Annotated in this window: 14 protein-coding genes; 6 read left to right on the top strand and 8 right to left on the bottom strand. The window is 65.3% G+C overall.

Going from position 1 to position 16,030, the window contains the following annotated elements; genetic code table 11:
- Positions 1-5 precede the first annotated feature (5 nt).
- The 3 genes from G8O24_RS20145 to G8O24_RS20135 form a co-directional block, all read right to left on the bottom strand.
- Entirely contained in the window at positions 6-812 is an 807-nt protein-coding gene (locus G8O24_RS20145) for a WecB/TagA/CpsF family glycosyltransferase (RefSeq protein WP_188102309.1), read from the bottom strand.
- Positions 805-3,099 carry a GumC family protein gene (locus tag G8O24_RS20140; protein WP_188102308.1) on the bottom strand — a complete coding sequence of 765 codons (2,295 nt, stop codon included), beginning with the start codon at positions 3,097-3,099 and terminating at the stop codon, positions 805-807. The genes G8O24_RS20145 and G8O24_RS20140 overlap by 8 nt, the downstream gene beginning before the upstream one ends.
- A 297-nt stretch (positions 3,100-3,396) precedes the next feature.
- A complete protein-coding gene (locus G8O24_RS20135) occupies positions 3,397-4,182 on the bottom strand; it encodes a class I SAM-dependent methyltransferase (RefSeq protein WP_188102306.1) in 786 nt (261 codons plus the stop codon).
- A gap of 413 nt (positions 4,183-4,595) precedes the next feature.
- On the opposite strand from G8O24_RS20135, the gene G8O24_RS20130 reads away from it, so the two are divergent.
- Positions 4,596-5,624, top strand: coding sequence for a glycosyltransferase family 2 protein (locus G8O24_RS20130; RefSeq protein ID WP_188102304.1), 1,029 nt, complete (start codon positions 4,596-4,598; stop codon positions 5,622-5,624).
- A gap of 7 nt (positions 5,625-5,631) precedes the next feature.
- Here the strand turns inward: G8O24_RS20130 and G8O24_RS20125 are convergent, their stop codons facing one another.
- Positions 5,632-6,525: a glycosyltransferase gene (locus tag G8O24_RS20125; RefSeq protein ID WP_311972364.1), complete on the bottom strand. Its 894-nt coding sequence runs from the start codon at positions 6,523-6,525 to the stop codon at positions 5,632-5,634.
- Positions 6,526-6,828: 303 nt separating this feature from the next.
- Between G8O24_RS20125 and G8O24_RS20120 the strand changes: the two genes are divergently transcribed.
- From G8O24_RS20120 to G8O24_RS20105, 4 genes are all read left to right on the top strand, one after another.
- Positions 6,829-7,893, top strand: coding sequence for a glycosyltransferase (locus tag G8O24_RS20120; protein ID WP_188102300.1), 1,065 nt, complete (start codon positions 6,829-6,831; stop codon positions 7,891-7,893).
- Positions 7,894-7,932: 39 nt separating this feature from the next.
- Positions 7,933-9,285, top strand: a complete 1,353-nt coding sequence (locus G8O24_RS20115) for an O-antigen ligase family protein (protein ID WP_188102298.1) — start codon at positions 7,933-7,935, stop codon at positions 9,283-9,285.
- Between the two features lie 151 nt (positions 9,286-9,436).
- Positions 9,437-10,582 (top strand): GNAT family N-acetyltransferase, encoded by a 1,146-nt coding sequence (locus G8O24_RS20110; protein WP_188102296.1) that lies wholly within the window; start codon positions 9,437-9,439, stop codon positions 10,580-10,582.
- A 79-nt stretch (positions 10,583-10,661) separates the two neighbouring features.
- The gene (locus G8O24_RS20105) at positions 10,662-11,546 is read left to right on the top strand and encodes a protein-L-isoaspartate O-methyltransferase family protein (RefSeq protein WP_188102294.1); all 885 of its coding nucleotides are present in this window, start codon (positions 10,662-10,664) and stop codon (positions 11,544-11,546) included.
- A gap of 306 nt (positions 11,547-11,852) precedes the next feature.
- On the opposite strand, the gene wrbA is transcribed toward G8O24_RS20105, so the two are convergent.
- Genes wrbA through G8O24_RS20090 form a run of 3 tightly spaced genes read right to left on the bottom strand, consistent with a single transcriptional unit; the run spans position 11,853 to position 13,979 of the window.
- Positions 11,853-12,452, bottom strand: coding sequence for an NAD(P)H:quinone oxidoreductase (wrbA, locus tag G8O24_RS20100; RefSeq protein ID WP_188102293.1), 600 nt, complete (start codon positions 12,450-12,452; stop codon positions 11,853-11,855).
- Positions 12,453-12,495: 43 nt separating this feature from the next.
- On the bottom strand, positions 12,496-13,194 hold the full coding sequence (locus G8O24_RS20095; RefSeq protein ID WP_188102291.1) for a pirin family protein: 699 nt from the start codon (positions 13,192-13,194) through the stop codon (positions 12,496-12,498).
- Between the two features lie 32 nt (positions 13,195-13,226).
- Positions 13,227-13,979, bottom strand: a complete 753-nt coding sequence (locus G8O24_RS20090) for an SDR family NAD(P)-dependent oxidoreductase (protein ID WP_188102290.1) — start codon at positions 13,977-13,979, stop codon at positions 13,227-13,229.
- A 116-nt stretch (positions 13,980-14,095) separates the two neighbouring features.
- Here G8O24_RS20090 and G8O24_RS20085 point away from each other — a divergent pair, with 116 nt between their 5' ends.
- Positions 14,096-15,031, top strand: a complete 936-nt coding sequence (locus G8O24_RS20085; RefSeq protein WP_188102288.1) for a LysR family transcriptional regulator — start codon at positions 14,096-14,098, stop codon at positions 15,029-15,031.
- 280 nt (positions 15,032-15,311) lie between these two features.
- Here G8O24_RS20085 and G8O24_RS20080 read toward each other — a convergent pair.
- Positions 15,312-16,030: transposase (locus G8O24_RS20080; protein ID WP_188102284.1), on the bottom strand; the 719-nt coding region annotated here is incomplete at its 5' end.

Genomic DNA, 16,030 nt, shown 5'->3' with positions numbered 1-16,030 from the left:
TCTTGTTAGCGGTTAAAGGGCCGGTTGCGGCTGAAGAGAAGATAGATCGCGCGAGGGTTGGTGGTCAAATAGCGCCAGAACAGGCGGCGCGGTTCGAGCCAGGTGCGCCAGGCCCATTCAAGTCCGAGCTTCTGCATCCAACGTGGCGCGCGCGAACGGCTGCCCGACAGGAAATTGAACAGGCCGCCCGAGGTCTTGATGACCCCGACATTGGTCAATAGCGGCGTGAACTCCTCGACAAAGGCCTGCTCGGCCGGCACGCCGAGCGCAACCCACAGGAAGTCCGGTGCGAGCGCGTTGATCTCCTCGACCTTGGTTCGCAGCGCATCGCCGTGGAGATAGCCGTGACTATGCCCGACGATCTTCAGCTTCGGATACATGTTCTGGACACGCCTGACCGCCGCCGTATTCTCTTCCGCGCTGGCGCCGAGCATGTAGAAGGTGCGGCCGGACACCTCCGCCTTGCGCGCGACGACATGGAAGAGATCGGTGGTCGCAACCCGCTCCGGCAGTGGAAACCAGGATTGCAGCTTCGACGCTGCCACCAGCGGCTGGCCGTCGGCATTGATCAGATCGGCGGCGCGGAACAGGCGCTCGGTTTGCGGCTCGGTCGAGCAGCGCGCCAGCACTTCGCCATTGGCTGAGGTCAGGTACAGCGGACGGCCGATGCGGTGGCTCTGATCGGTCGCCTCGATCATGAAATCGGCAGTCTCTTCCAGGTCGAGCGCGGCCATGCGAAGGCCGCCGACGGTGATCCGTGGCACTTCGGCGGTCGCGGCCCGACCTTCCAGATTGACGCGGCGCTCAAGCATATTGTTTGCCTCGCTGGCGCGTTTGGGTTGCAGGGGTGAGCTCGTCGAGCACGACGCCGACGAGCTTGCGCTCTGTGCCGCCGAGCGCGGCAAGAATTTCTTCCATGCTGTCGTTGATGTCGAGGCTGGTCGGCAGCACCGCCACCAGCGCATCAGTGCTGTCGAGCAGCCTGCGGCCGGCGGCCGAGAGCGGCATCGCCGGGCCGTCGAGAATGACGAGGTCGTAGCCGCCGGCCGAGCGCGCCTGCGCGACCGCCTTGCGGATGGCATCGGCGGCCTTGCCGGCATCGCTCTCGGTCGCCGGAAGAATCGAGATGCCGTTGACGGTCTTGATCTCGCGCACGGTCCTGTTGCCGATCGAAAGCCAGCCGGGCTTGCCCGGCGCGTTCTTGCCGGGACGATTGATCCTGCTCGAGAGCGTGTGCGCCTGATGGTCGGCATCGATCATCAACACACGAACGCCGTCGCGCGCGGCGGCGAGCGCGAAATTCAGCGCGGTCACGCTCCGTCCGGTGGTGTCGCCGGTGCCGACCAGCGCCATCACCGGCATGGTCTTGCCGCCGGCGCGGCGAGTCATCGCCGCGCGCATGTCGCGCAAGGCGTTGAGCAGCGTCGTCAGCGGAAATCCCGGCCGCAGCGTCGGCCAGCCGATCCGGGTCAGGTCGATGCCGCTGCCGGTGGCGAGAATGGCGCCGAGCGTGCGGATCACGTCGGCCTCCTGGAGACGGGCGATCAACGGCTTCTCGACCAGCGCAAGCGCGGGTGAGGGCGTGGGGGATTCGGGCTGGGGTCGCGAGAGGTCGGGCGCGGGCGTGCGCACGCGGCGGCCCGGTTCGGGGGCGGACGCGCCATTGGACAGGTGCTCGGCCGCGACGAACCAGCAGGCGGCGGCCAGCGCGCCGAAGACGAAGCCGATCATGGCGAACAGGCTCATTCCCGGCGGGAACGAGCGGCGCTGCGGCACCGTGGCCTCGCCGATGACGCGGGCCGCCGAAGTGTTCAGGGTCTCCTGCTCCTCGGTCTCGCGCGAGCGCTTGAGGAAGGATTGGTAGACGTCGCGGCTGGCGTCGGCCTCGCGCTCGAGCTCGCGCAGGCGCACGGCGGCCTGGCTGAGCTGCACGCTCTGTCGCTTCTGAACTTCCAGCGCCCGGTTGAGCGAGGCTTCGTAGTCGCGGGCGCGGGTCAAATCGTTCTTGGCGGACAGCGCGAAGCGCTCGATCTCCTCGTTGATGGTACGCTTGAGATCCTCGACCTGCTTTTCGGTCTGGCGCAACGCCGGATGCCGTGGGCCGAGCTCGGCGGTCTGCTCCGCATATTTCTTGCGGGCATCGGCATATTGCGCGCGCAGGTTCGCGATCGTCGGCGATTGCAATGCTTCGGGGATCGCGCCTGCATCCGCCGCGGTGCGCTTGTTCGCCTCGATCTGGTCCAGCCGGGCCTGTGCGTCCATCGTCGCCGCGCGGGCCGCGGACAGCCGCTGGTTGCTGGAAGAGAGCTGCTGATCGGAGATCAGCGAGTCCTGGGTGCCGACGAAATTGTTCTGGGCCTTGTAGGTGGCAAGCGTGGTTTCGGCATTGCGCAGACGCTCGCGCAGCTCCTTCAGCCGGCCGGACAACTCGCTGGTCGCGCGCCGTGCCGCCAGGGCCTGCGAGTTGCGGGACTCCGTGAGGTAGGCATTGGTGAGCGTGTTGGCGAGCATCGCCGCCTTCGCCGGATCCGTCGACCAGACCTCGATGTCGACGATGAAGCTCTTCTCGGTCTTGCGGATCGTGATGTGCTTGTTCAGCGCGTCGAGGGCGGCGAGCTGAACCTCCTTGGTTTCCGCAGCGGAGGTCGCGCGGGGCTGGAGGCCGATCAGGCCGAGCAGGGACGAGGTCAGCGTCTTGCTGTCACCGCCGCCGCCGAATTCCGGATCCTTGTCGAGACCCGCCTGCTGGATCACCTGCAACAGCACGCTGTTGGAGGTGATCAGGCGTGCCTGGCTCTCCACCACCATGGACATGCCGGAGACGTCCTGCGCGCGCGGCGTGAGCTCGCGGTCGACGAGCTGAAGCTCGCGCGGGTCGACATAGAGCTGGGCGGTGGCGGTGTAGCGGGGCGTCAGACTCTTGCCGACGGTGACGGCGAGGCATGCGCCGATCAGGGCCGCGGCCGCGATTCCAACCTTGCGGCGCCAGAGCAGATTGGCGAGCTCCAGCACGTTGAAGCCGGCCTCGGATCTCCGCTGCGGGGCCTCCGAGCCGGTCGGATTCCTGGCCCGATCTATTGGCTGGCTATAGTCAAGCATAGTCCCCAGCTTTCATTCCAACGGCCGCGGGCTGAGGGGTTACTCTTCGCTTTACGCCCCGCACCAGGGAGATAGGCGCGCAATCAACGCAACAGGGAAAATTAACCATACTCATTGAGGGACTATTCACCGAAATGGCAAACAAAGCGTTTAAGCGCGAGCGATGATCGCCAGCGTCGATGTGGCGCTTCGGCGGCAACGCTCCCTCGTTGATTAACGGTTCGTTACCGGGCGCGCCTTTTGGCGCGCGCGCGCGTGGCTTTGCTGCGGAATGGCCGGCAGGCGTGCGCATGGCCGTCAGCGCTTTCGCAGGATGATGTGATAGTCGCCGCGGCGGACGTCGGTGCCCCCAGGCAGCACGGCGTTCATCAGCGCCGCGCCGGCGTCGACGAGGGCGGCGAACAGCGGCTTGCGCTGGCGCATCTCGGGATAGCGCGGGCTCTCGACCTCTCGGCGGTAGATCGTCTCCAGGCCGTGGGCGGCCGCGAAGGCCTCGAGCTTCGGCAGCGTCACCAGCGGATGGAAGAAGGTCGGGAACGGCGGCTCGCCCGGCAGGCCCGCGTTCCTGATACCGCGGATGTTCCGGTAGAACCAGACATGAAACCAGTGCGGCGAGTATTTGGTGACGACGCCGGACAGCGAGTGCGGATTCGGCGCGCCGATCAGGATCATTCCGCCACGCTTGAGGGCATCGCGGAAGTTCAGCAGCGCCGCCTCGACGTCGGGCAGGTGCTCGATCACGTTGTAGCAGATCACGACGTCGAAGGTCTCAGGGCCGAAGCGATAGGTCTGCACGTCGCCGAGGATCGCCTTATCGGCGTAGGTGTTGTTGCGGACCTGGTCCTCGTCGATGTCGACGACGGTAACGTGGCTGCGGGCGAGCACGTCCATCGGCAGGAAGCTCGAGGAGCCGCCGCCAGCCTCGTAGATTGCAACGCGGCCTTGCGGCAACTCGCGGCGCAGCACGTCGTGAACCCCGAGCAGGCTGTCGCGGGCTTCGCCGGCCACGAGTTCGAGCAGCGCCTGGGTCTGCGCGGGAGCATTGCTCGCTGTCGCAAAATCGATCGTGGCTGACTTGTTCATGTTCTCTGACCGCGCTTGTTCGACTCAAATTTACAGGAAAAATCTCTCGTGCCCGAAGAGCAAATCCGATGCCGCGGCGCTCCACCGGTCGCGGTGCTTACGGTCGGGTTAATCTGATCCTGCGTTAACTACGGCATTGTCCATGTTGCGTTGTTGACGGGCGATGGACTGCGAATTGCAGTATCACGGATGAAGGACTCCGCAGGGAAAACAGGCAAACGCGGTTAAGCGCATGATGGGATGCCTCATGGCCGGCAGATCGACGGCGCGGTGCAGGTTGAGCGGCAGAGCGGCTCGTCCATTTTGGGACGCAACTGTCCCGCGCGGCCGTGTCGCCGCGGGACAGCTGCAATCGATGCAAGGCTCTCTCGATGCAAGGGCTTTTTCAATGAATATCGGACATTGAGGACGGCATGACGCTGATCCCGACCGACCTGTCCGCCAGCCGGCTCTCGGATGCCGTGTGCGATCCCTTCAGGGAGATTGCCGCGAGTTCGCGCGTCATTGATCTCTCGGTCGGCATCGTCGTCTGTATTCCCTGCTTTCGCCGCCCCGAGCACCTGCGGCTGACGCTGGATTCGCTCGTCAACCAGCGCACCCCGCGTTCTTTCGCGGTGGTGATGGTCGAGAACGATGCGACGGGCCGCGCGAGCGCGCCGGTGGCTGCTGAATATCTCGCCGCCGGCAAGCTTCAGGGCATCTGCCTGGTCGAGAAGCGGCAGGGCAATTGCCGGGCGATCAACGCCGCGTTCGAGACGGCGCAGGCGCTCTTCCCCGCAGCCACCCGCTTCCTGATGATCGACGACGACGAAATTGCCTCGCCCGATTGGCTCGAGCTGATGGTTCGCACCGCGGAGGCGACCGGTGCCGACGTGGTGGGCGGACCGGTGTTCCCGGTCTTCGACGACGACAGCCAGCCCTGGCTCGCGCATCACCCCGCCTTTTGTCCCACTTACGAATACACCGGCGCCGTCCCGCTGATCTATGGCTGCGGCAATTGCCTGATCACGCGCGCTGCGTTCGACCGGCTCGGCAGCCCCGCCTTCGATCTGCGCTTCAATTTCCTCGGCGGCGGTGATTGCGACTTTTTCTATCGCGGCCGCAATGCCGGCCTGATATTCCACTGGACCGCGGAGGCCGTCGTCACCGAGACCGTGCCGCAAAGCCGGACCAGCCTTGGCTGGATCGTCAAGCGGAGCCTGCGGATCGGCGCCATCAACTATCGTGTGCAGATCAAGGCGGCTTCGGGCGGGGCGGCGCGGGCGCGGGTGTTTGCGCAGATGCTCGGGCGATTGCCGCTGTCGCTGGTTCGTTCGGTTCACCTGCTGACGTCTTCGAAAGCCGTCGTGGCGATGCATCCCGTGCTGGTGGCCGTCGGCTCCGCGCTTGCGGCATTCGGCTTCGATCCCAAGCCCTATGAGGCCTCGAAGATCGCCTCCTGACGGGCAGCTAGATGCCGAAGCAGGATAGCGCGATCCTGACCGCAGACCGTGGCATCGCCTTGAGCGAGCGCCGTCCGACCATGCCGAGATAGCCGAGTGCCTCGCGATATCGTCCGAAGCGGACGGCCTGCATCGCCGCGTAAGTGACGAGATGGATTTCGGCCGCCTGCCGTAACCGGGGCGCCGCGCCTGACGGCAGCTTGCCGAGGATCAACTCATCGTCGAACACGCGGGCGACCGCTGGAAGGAAATCCTGCGGCGTCCGCACCGCTGCGTTCATCGTGTTGGCGGTGTGCAGGCGATAGTCGAGCAGGAGCTTTGGCACATAGGCAAACTCGCCGAGCGCGGCGAGCCGGCACCAGCAATGCCAGTCCTCGCAATAGCGCAGCGAAACGTCGAAGCCCCCGGCCGCGCGGAAGGCATCGAGGCGAACCAGCATGATGCCGCCATTGACGATGAAATTGCCGCCGGCGAGGCGTTCCAGCACGTGGCCGGAAGGCTTGAGGCGTCCCTTCAGCAGAGCGCGGCGGCCGATCGGCCGGCCCGCGCTGTCGATGGTGTTGTAGTCGCCATAGACCAGCACCGCCTGCGGCGCGGCCTTCGCCGTCGCCAGCAGCGTCGCCACCGCGCCGGACCGCAGGCGGTCATCGGCGTCGAGGAACATCAGCCAGTTGCCCCGCGCGCCTCGGGCGCCGAGGTTTCGCGCGGCCGACACGCCGGTGGCGTCGTTGGTCGCAAGGCGCAGGCGGGGATCGCGGATGGAGCCTATGATGGCCACGGTGTCATCGGTCGATCCGTCGTCGACGACGATCACCTCGGTGACGTCATCTTGCGCCAGCGCGCTTGCGATGGTCTCGCCGATATAGGCCGCCGCATTCTTCGCGGGAATGATGACCGACACCCCGGACGCCGCCGCGCGCGTCTCCGTCGGCGCAGGCGCGGCGGTCGGTGCATCGAGCGTGGCGTCGGCGAGGGGCAAGCGATGGCTCGTCGTCTTTAAGGTTTCGTTAACCAGGCGGCACCGCGAGGTCGATGCGGATGATACAAGCATAACGACCGGATCGTTGTTGCGAAGGCGGCCTGCAGCGGCGGTTTCGTAGATTAGCGTTAAACGGACTGGCGTTAAGTCTGTCGCAGCTTTCGAGAGGTGCGGCCGCCGGTCTCATGCGAGAATGGGAGGCCTCGATACCGCGGATGGATGAAGGTGCCCGCAAAGACATTCGACTACGATCCCGACGACATGGTCCTCAACCTGTTCTACGAGGACAAGGACGATCGCTGGTTCCCGGGCGACCGCCATCTGCGGCGCATGGCGCGCAGGATGTTGTTCGGAGAGCCGCGCATGAGCGGTCAGCTGCGCGTGTTCCTCAATCTCTGCGCGGGGCTCGACCGACTCGGCATTCGCTACCGCGTCAACGATTACCGCTATATCGCGCAGCATCCGGAAGAGGTCGCGTGCATCATCGGCCGTGCCTTCCTGCTGAACAAATTCGCATGGAAAAACCCGATCCTGCTCGGCGTTGCCGCCTACAACCATCCGTTCGACGATCCTGACCTGTTCAAGCGGTTGCCGGTGAAGAAATTCCTGGTGCCCGGTCCGTGGTATGCCGAGATGTACAGGCCGCATTGGCCTGAGACGGAAGCCTGGCCCGTGGGCATCGACACCGATCTGTGGGCGCCGTCGCGACCGCGCGACAAGACAGTCGATGTCCTGCTCTACGACAAGGTCAGCTGGGATCGCGACCGCCACGTCTCCGAGCTGCTCGAGCCGATTCGCGCGCGACTGATCAAGGAGGGCCGCTCGTTCACCGAGCTGCGTTACGGCAGTTACAAGGAGGAAGACTACCAGGCCGCGCTGGCGCGCTCGCGCGCGATGATCTTCCTGTGCCAGAACGAGAGCCAGGGCATCGCCTATCAGCAGGCGCTGTCCTGTGGCGTGCCGGTGTTCGCCTGGGATCCCGGCGGCCCCTGGCCGGATCCCGACTACTATCCGCACCGGGTCCAGTTCGAGCCGGTGTCGTCGGTGCCCTATTGGGACGATCGCTGCGGTCTCAAGTTCACCGACCACGCCGGCTTCGAGCAGCGCTGGACCGAGTTCTGGGCCGGCTGCGCTTCGTCCCGATTCGATCCGCGCGGCTACATCCTGGACAATCTCACGCTGGAGCAGCGGGCGCTGCAATATTACGAGATCGCGCGCAGCGTCGCGCGGCAGCAGCAGGGAGCCGCCGCCGGCATGCTGGTTAACGGATGGTTAACGCGGGCGGGGTAGACCTATAGGGGTCCCCTCCGTCCCGTCAGGCCTTCAGGCATGGATCGCACCGCCGCAGACATGATCGACGTCGAGGCCCGCTCGCTCGGCCATGCGCTGCGTGACGAGCTTGCCAGGCTCAACGTCGTGCAGGTGGCGCGTTGCCTGATCATGGTGGCGGCCATACTGCTGGTCATGATCACGCTCGATCCGTTCCCCGACCTGCGTAGCGAGGACGTCGCCAACGTCGTCGGCGGACGCATGGCGCTGAACTACGTCACGTTCGGCCTGCTCGCCGCGCTCGGCGTGCTGTTCGTGCTCGCCTCCGATGCGACCTCGCTGAAGACGCTGGTGACGCCGCTACATCTCTGCCTCGTCGGCTGGATGTTGGTCAATGTCGTTCTGTCCGAAAGCCGTGAGGTCTCGATCCAGCGCTTCGCGCTCGCGGCGAGCGTGACGTCGCTGGCGGTGATCCTGCCGTTGCTGCCGCCGACGCAGCGGAGTTTCAACCTGTGCCTTGGTGGCGCTGCGCTGATGCTGCTGGCGCTGTGCTATCTCGGCGTCTTCCTCGCCCCGCAATATGCGACCCATACCTCGCTCGACATCAGCGAGCCGCTGCTCGCGGGCGACTGGCGCGGCAGCTTCGGCCACAAGAACGTGGCCTCGCCGGTGATGACCCTTCTGGTCTATGTCGGCATCTATCTCTCTGCCGTCGGCTCCTTCGTGATGGGGCCCGCGATTACCATACTGGCCGGCATCTTCCTGGTCTTCACCGGCGGCAAGACGTCGTCGGTGCTGTGTCTTGCCATCTATGCGCTGGCCTCGCTGATCTATGTCACGCGAAGCCTGTGGCTGAAGCGGATCATCTGCTTCGCGCCGCTGATCTTGATGAACCTGCTGACGGTCGGCAGTGTCATGAGCCCGGCGCTCGGCAACATCACGCGGGCGCTTCCGGTCGATCCGACCTTCACCGGCCGCTCCGACATTTGGGATTTCGCGCTCGCGGCGGTCACGGAAAAGCCGATCATCGGCCATGGCTATTCGGCGTTCTGGGACGATGTCACCGCGCGGCAGACCGCGAAGGGCTCCGAATGGGCGGTGACGGCCGCCCACAGCCACAACAGCTATCTCGATCTCGCCATCACCATCGGCCTGCCGGGCCTGCTACTGGTCGTTCTCATCTTCGTTTGGGCGCCGCTGCGCAATTTCCAGGAAACCCAGGCACACAACCACAGCAATGCGCTGGGCAAGCTGTTCCTGACCATCTGGCTGTTCGGCCTCTATTTTGGGACGACCGAGACCTTCCTGCTCGAGCGGCAGAACCCGGTCTGGTTCATGTTCGCGCTCGCCGTGGCCGGCCTGCACTTTCTGGCCAGGTTCCAGTGCGTCGCGCAAATGGAACCCGACCGCTGACAGCTTGTCGTAGTGGCCCGTTCCGGATCGGGACACCAGACATTGCGTGTAAACCCGGCGGTATCGGCTTAACGATAAGCAGCGACGTAACTTGTGGTCTGCGACAAAACATAATCTATCTGGACACGTTCAGTAACTGTATGCCCAGCGAATGGCGTTTCTTAGCGTCGAGCAACTAGATGGTCGGGTGTCCAGCACGTTGGGAATCACGGTCGATTTCTTGCGTGACTGGCGACAGGCGGCCTTGCGCCTGAACGCGGGCCATCGCACCGCCTTTCAGCATGGTTACTGGCTCGATGCCTGGTACGAGGCCTTTCGCGGCGTCGCGCCGCTGATCGCCATCATCACCGATGCGGCGACCGGCAGGGACATCGCCATGGTGCCGATGTTCAGCCACGTCAGGCGCGGCATCCGTGTCGTCGAGTTTGCCGATCTCGGCGTCTCCGACAACAACGCTCCGATCCTGGCCTGCGACGCGAATTTCGATGCAGCCGGCGCACAGGCGATCAGCACAGCGCTGGTCGATGCGCTGCGCGCCTCGCCAGACCGCTTCGACCTGCTTCGTCTGAAGAAGATGCCGACCCATGTCGGCGCGAAGATGAACCCGCTGGTGTCGCTCGGCCGCTCCGGTTCCTCCTCGCTCAACGGCAATCTCGTGCTGACCGGCGACGACTATGCGCACTATCTGGCGTCGATCAAGCGCATGCAGATGCCGCGCTGCTGGCGTGTGTTCAGCCGCCATGCCGGCGCGCGATTCGAGATCGCCACCGAGGTGATTCATGCGCACGAGCTGCTCGACGTCATGGACGTCCAGCAGCAGGAGCGCATGCAGCAGCTCGGCTCGCGCTTCGTCCTCAACGACGAAGCCCATGCCCGCTTCTATCGCGAAGTGGCCCGCCAGGGCGTTGCGGACGGCTATGCGGTGATCTCGGCGCTGGTCTGCGACGAGGGCATCGTCGCTACCACGCTCGGCGTCAGATATGGCGCGACCTATTTCCTGCTGCGGATCGGCCATGCCGGCAAGCCGTGGGCGAAATGCTCGCCGGGGCTGCTGGTGACGGAGCGCACCATGGCGGCGCTGCACCAACAGGGCGTGCGGCGGTTCGATCTCAGCATCGGCAACCACGATTACAAGCGCCGCTTCGGCGCCGAACCGGTACCGCTGACCGACGCCAGCGTCGCGCTGTCCTGGCGCGGGCTGCCTTACGTCCTGCGCGACCATGCCGCGCAGGGCCTGCGCCGCCATCCAAGGCTGGCCGCGCTCGCCGCGCGAATGCTGGGCAAGGGCACGCGCTAGAACCTCCCGACGGCCCGCGGTTGCAGGGTCACTCGAATATCGCAATGATTGTGCTATCGTCGCCTCGGATGGAGACGACATGGACGATCGTTCAGCCAAATATCGCGCATTCTTTGCGCAGCTGATCTGCGCTGCGGCCAAGACCACCGACCCGCGCATCGAGCAGGCGTTTCGCAACGTCAGGCGCGAACCGTTTGCCGGGCCGGGACCATGGTCGATCACGCTCGGCGGCCACGCTTACGTCGCGACGCCCGATGACGATCCCGCCTTTCTCTATCAGAACACGTTGCTGGCGCTGGATCCGGCGCGCGGCGTCAACATCGGCATGCCCGGCGCGCACGCTTATTGGCTCAGCGGCTGCGGCATCAGGGAAGGCGAGACCGTACTCCAGATCGGCGCGGGCACCGGCTATTACACGGCCATTCTGGCCGAGCTCGCCGGGCTCAATGGCCGGGTCTATGCCTATGAGATCGACGAACGCCTGGCCGGGCTTGCACGCGAGAATTTGAAGGGCATCGCCACGGTCGAGCTGCGCGAGCGCTCCGGCATTGCGCCCGATCTGCCTGCTGTCGACGTGATCTATGTCTGTGCCGGCGCGGCGCAGCCGGCTAGCGAATGGCTTGAGGCCTTGCGGCCCCGCGGCCGCCTGGTATTTCCCCTGGCGCCCGAGGGCATGCTCGGCGGCATGTTGATGATCACGCGCCCGGAGCAGGGGACGGCCTGGCCGGCCAAATTCCTGAGCCGGGCGCAGTTCATCGGCTGTGCGGGACTCCAGGATTCGGAGACCGCGCGGCGCCTCGCCGAGGCGTTCGCAACGGGCTGGGAGAGCGTGCAGTCATTGCGGCGAGGGGACGCGCCCGACGAGACCTGCTGGTTTGCCGGCGACGGCTGGTGGCTCTCAACCGCGCCCGCCTCTGTGCCGGCGGACAATATCCCGCCCCACGGCGACATCACGCAGGCCTGATCACGATCCCGTGCAGCCGGCGCAATGAAACCGGCCGCGCGAAGCGCGAAACAGGCTGCGGCAGTACCAGCGTCGCGCAAGGGCCTGGGCTGGCCTGCGGATCATCTGCGCGATCAGGAGAAGTTCGAAAGCCATACGTCCAAAGAGTCCTGCGTCCAAAGAGTCCTGCGTCCAATGAGTCCTGCGTCCAATAGGTCCTGCGTGTCGTAAGTCCGGTCCTTTCTGCCGAGACAGATGGGGCGGCATTCTCTTGAGAGAATGCCGCCCGCGTCGCATCAGCCATGCAGCTTGTCGCTGTGCCCGGGCTCAACCGTGCAGCTTTTTCGCGGTCTCGGCGATCTGGCGTCCCTGATAGCGCGCGCCGGCGAGTTCGTTGGCGCTGGGCTGGCGGCTGCCGTCGCCGCCGGTGATGGTGGTGGCGCCGTAGGGCGCGCCGCCGGTGACCTCGTCGAGCTTCATCTGGCCGGCGAAGCCATAGTTCATGCCGACCACGACCATGCCGAAATGCAGGAGGTTGGTGATGATGGAGAACAGCGTCGTTTCCTGGCCGCCATGCTGGGTCGCGGTCGCGGTGAAGGCGCCGCCGACCTTGCCATGCAGCGCGCCCTTGGCCCAGAGCCCGCCGGCCTGGTCGAGGAAGTTCGCCATCTGCGAGGCCATGCGGCCGAAGCGCGTGCCGGTGCCGACGATGATCGCGTCGTAATTGGCGAGGTCCTCGATCTTGGCGACGGGTGCGGCCTGATCGACCTTGTAATAGGAGGCCTTGGCAATCTCGGCCGGCACCAGCTCAGGCACCCGCTTGATGTCGACGGTGGCGCCGGCTTCGCGCGCACCTTCAGCGACGGCATTGGCCATCGCTTCGATATGGCCATAGGCGGAATAATAGAGGACGAGAACTTTGGTCATGATGGTCTCCGTTTCAGATTTGATGTGATTGGCGGTCGTTGGGTCACGCCGCGTCGACGAGCACGAGCTCGGAATCTTCGAGCGCCGTGATCTTCAGTTTGTCCTCGTCACGGATCGCGGCGCCGTCGCGGGCGTTGACGCGCACCCCGTTGATCTCGACCGCGCCGGCCGCCGGCACGAGGTAGAGATGCCGCGCCTGCTGCGGCTCGTACTCCGCGCTCTCGCCGGCCTTCAGCGTGGTGGCGAGCACCCGCGCATCGGCGCGGATCGGCAGCGCGTCGGTGTCGCCTGCGATGCCGCTCGCGATGGTGACGAGCTTGCCGGAGCGGTCCGCTTTCGGGAACGGCTTCGAGCCCCAGGTCGGCTGGCCGCCGCGCAGCGTCGGCTCGATCCAGATCTGGAAGATCCGCGTCTTGGTCGGCTCGAGATTGTACTCGGAGTGGCGAATGCCGCTGCCGGCACTCATCACCTGTACGTCGCCTGCTTCGGTGCGGCCCTCGTTACCGAGGCTATCCTGGTGCGTGATCGCGCCTTCGCGCACATAGGTGATGATTTCCATGTTGGCGTGAGGATGGGCGGGAAAGCCGGTGTTCGGTGCGATCTCGTCGTCGTTCCACACCCGCAAGGCGCCGTGGCCCATATTGTTCGGGTCATAGTGACTGGCGAAGGAGAAATGATGTTTTGCCTTCAGCCAGCCGTGATCGGCGCCGCCGAGTTTGTCGAAAGGTCTGAGTTCGATCATGGGAGTGTGTCCTTTGCTGGAGGGGGTTGGCGTTAGGCGCCAAACCCGCCGTCGACGTTGAGCACGGTGCCGGTGACGAAGGAGGCTTCGGGGCTGGCAAGGAAGACCACGCCCGCGGCGACTTCCTCAGGGCGACCGAACCGCTGCAGCGCGTGCTGCTTGCGCTGGGTCTCGGCAAACTCGCCGCCATCCTTCGGGTTCATGTCGGTGTCGATCGAGCCGGGCTGCACCACATTCACGGTGATGCCGCGCGGGCCGAGGTCGCGCGCCGCGCCCTTGGTGTAACCCACCACCGCCGCCTTGGTGGCGACGTAGTCGGCAAGGCCCGGGAACGAGGCGCGGTTGGCCAGCATCGAGCCGACGGTGACGATGCGGCCGCCTTCACCCATCAACTGCGAGGCGGCGCGGATCGCCGCGATCACGCCATGCACGTTGACCTGATCCTGCCGGTCCAGCGCGGCCGTGTCGGCATTGGCGTCGTCGATCGCGCCGCCATTGGCGACACCGGCATTGTTGACGAGGATGTCGAGATGGCCGAATTCCCTGGCGACGTCGTTGACGAGCTTCGTCACGTCCTTGGCCGAAGCCTGGTCGGCCTTGTAGGCGCGGGCCTTGACGCCGCGGGCCTTCAATTCGGCAACGACGGCTTCGGCCTTTTCCGGCGAAGCGACGTAGCTGATGGCGATGTCGGCGCCTTGGTCGGCGAGTGCGCGGGCCGAGGCTGCGCCGATGCCGCGCGAGCCGCCGGTCACGAGGGCAACCTTGCCTGAGAGCTTCCTGGTCATTTGGATTTCTCCAGTTCTGAATTTCTGATGACGCTTGGATAAGCGCCCGTCTGTGGTATAGAAATAGAAACTGTCGAAACACATTGTTTCCCAGAATTGACTGTATGGATGGATCCATGGCAAAACTGCCCGATTTCGAAGCGCTCGCGATTTTCGCGAAAGTCGTGGAGTTGCGGTCGTTTGCGGGAGCTGCGAGCGAGCTCACGATGTCCAAGGCGACGGTGTCGAAGGCCATCACCCGGCTCGAGGAGCGGTTAGGGGCCCGCCTGTTCAACCGCACCTCGCGGCGCCTCGCGCTGACCGACGCCGGCCACAAGCTCGCCGATCGGGCGACACGGCTGCTCGCCGACGGCGAGGCGGCCGAGAACGAGGCGCTGGCGCAATCGGTCGCGCCACGCGGCCTGGTGCGGCTCGCGGTGCCCATGACCTTCGGCAACAAGGCGGTGGCGCCGCTGCTGCCGGAATTCTTCGAGGCCTATCCGGAGGTCTCCGTCGACCTTCATTTGAGCGATGCGACGGTTGATCTGATCGGCGAAGGCTTCGACATGGCGGTGCGGATCGCACGGCTGCCGGATTCCTCGCTGATCGCGCGGCGGCTCTTCACCATGCCGCGCTTCACCGTGGCGGCGCCGTCCTATCTGAAGAAGCATGGCCGGCCGACGCATCCGATGCATCTGGCCGAGCACAAATGCTTCGCTTACGCCTATCTCTCGACGCCCAACGTCTGGCACTACACCAATTCCGCCGGCGAGCAGGCCAGCGTTCGTCCTGGTGGCCAGCTTCGCGTCAACAACGGCGAAGCCGTGATGCCCTCGCTGATCGCGGGCCTCGGCATCGCCGAGTTGCCTGAATTCATCGTCGGGGACGCCATTTCCTCCGGTGAGGTCGAAGTCATTCTGAAAGACTGGAAGCAGGCCGAAGGCGCGGTGCATCTCGTGACTCCACCCGGCGGCCCGCGCCCCGCGCGCGTCGAGGCGCTCGGCGATTTCCTCGCCGCGAAGCTGCCGGGCACCTGCAAGCGGAAGCCGAAGACGGGCGGCAGGGCGGGGTAGAGAATTCTGGTGGAGCACGGCGCGCGAGGAGCGCCTTTGCGCACCCTACGAGATCTCACTAGTCTATCGGCCGGGCAAGCTATCGTAGCAACCATTAAAGCGCCGCCCCGATTGCCGTTGAGCATGACGCCGCGCTTTCGGCCGTCAAGGCGTGGCCTGGGGACAGCAGATGTGAGGAGATATGAGCGACGGCCAGCCTTGACGGCCGCTGCGCGCGGCGTCGTTGAGGCGGCAGGTCGGGACGAAGAAACGGTCGCCTGATCGAACAAAGAAACGCGGGTCAGAGGGCGGGCAGCTTGGCGAGTTGAGGCACCTCGGCCAGCCAGGGAGTTCCGCGGGCGACGACGGCGTTGATGATGACGACCAGCTTCCTGGCGCAGGCGATCAGCGCGGATTTGTGGCACTTGCCGGCGGCGATGAGCCGGCCGTACAGGGCCATGAGTTGCGGATTCCAGCGGAAGGATGCCGGAAGAGCCGCGGTGTAGAGCGCCCGGCGCAGGCGTTCACGGCCACCCTCGATGTGACGGTCGCCGACGCGATTGCCGCTGTCATCGTCGTAGGGCGCAAGCCCGCTGAGCGCTGCGGCCTGTTCGCGCGTGACGTTGCCGACCTCGGGCATCCTGACCAGCACGGCCACCGCGGTCGGCAGGCCGCAGCCGGCGACGCTGTTGATCAAATCGAGCCGTGCGGCCAGATCAGGATGCTTGCGGATTGCCGCCAGCAGCGCCTTGAGTTCGGCTCGTTTGGACTTGGCCAGGGGCGCGATCTGCGCCTTCCAAACCCCTTGAATCCGCCTGTCGCGGCAACTCTCGAGCCGGTTCTTCAGCCTTGCGATGTCCTCCGTGATCTGGTCGATCATTGTCAGATGCTCGGCAAAGGGCTGAAGGCGCGGATCCGGAGCGGCATGGATCGTCCTGACCGCAGCAGTGCACATCGCGATCAGCTTCGCGTCGATCTTGTCGTTCTTGGCCAGCAGCTGATGGAACGTGCCATAGGCAC

The organism is Bradyrhizobium campsiandrae (assembly GCF_014529705.1).
GTDB classification, from domain to species: Bacteria; Pseudomonadota; Alphaproteobacteria; order Rhizobiales; family Xanthobacteraceae; genus Bradyrhizobium; species Bradyrhizobium campsiandrae.
Note: the sequence above shows the minus strand (reverse complement) of the source record. Positions and strands in the feature narration are given on the sequence as shown.

Bases quoted from the DNA above. Each gene is read 5' to 3' on its own strand.
- G8O24_RS20145 (WP_188102309.1), bottom strand. From the start codon at position 812: ATGCTTGAGCGCCGCGTCAATCTGGAAGGTCGGGCCGCGACCGCCGAA.
- G8O24_RS20140 (WP_188102308.1), bottom strand. From the start codon at position 3,099: ATGCTTGACTATAGCCAGCCAATAGATCGGGCCAGGAATCCGACCGGC.
- G8O24_RS20135 (WP_188102306.1), bottom strand. From the start codon at position 4,182: ATGAACAAGTCAGCCACGATCGATTTTGCGACAGCGAGCAATGCTCCC.
- G8O24_RS20130 (WP_188102304.1), top strand. From the start codon at position 4,596: ATGACGCTGATCCCGACCGACCTGTCCGCCAGCCGGCTCTCGGATGCC.
- G8O24_RS20115 (WP_188102298.1), top strand. From the start codon at position 7,933: ATGGATCGCACCGCCGCAGACATGATCGACGTCGAGGCCCGCTCGCTC.
- G8O24_RS20110 (WP_188102296.1), top strand. From the start codon at position 9,437: ATGGCGTTTCTTAGCGTCGAGCAACTAGATGGTCGGGTGTCCAGCACG.
- G8O24_RS20105 (WP_188102294.1), top strand. From the start codon at position 10,662: ATGGACGATCGTTCAGCCAAATATCGCGCATTCTTTGCGCAGCTGATC.
- wrbA (WP_188102293.1), bottom strand. From the start codon at position 12,452: ATGACCAAAGTTCTCGTCCTCTATTATTCCGCCTATGGCCATATCGAA.
- G8O24_RS20095 (WP_188102291.1), bottom strand. From the start codon at position 13,194: ATGATCGAACTCAGACCTTTCGACAAACTCGGCGGCGCCGATCACGGC.
- G8O24_RS20090 (WP_188102290.1), bottom strand. From the start codon at position 13,979: ATGACCAGGAAGCTCTCAGGCAAGGTTGCCCTCGTGACCGGCGGCTCG.
- G8O24_RS20085 (WP_188102288.1), top strand. From the start codon at position 14,096: ATGGCAAAACTGCCCGATTTCGAAGCGCTCGCGATTTTCGCGAAAGTC.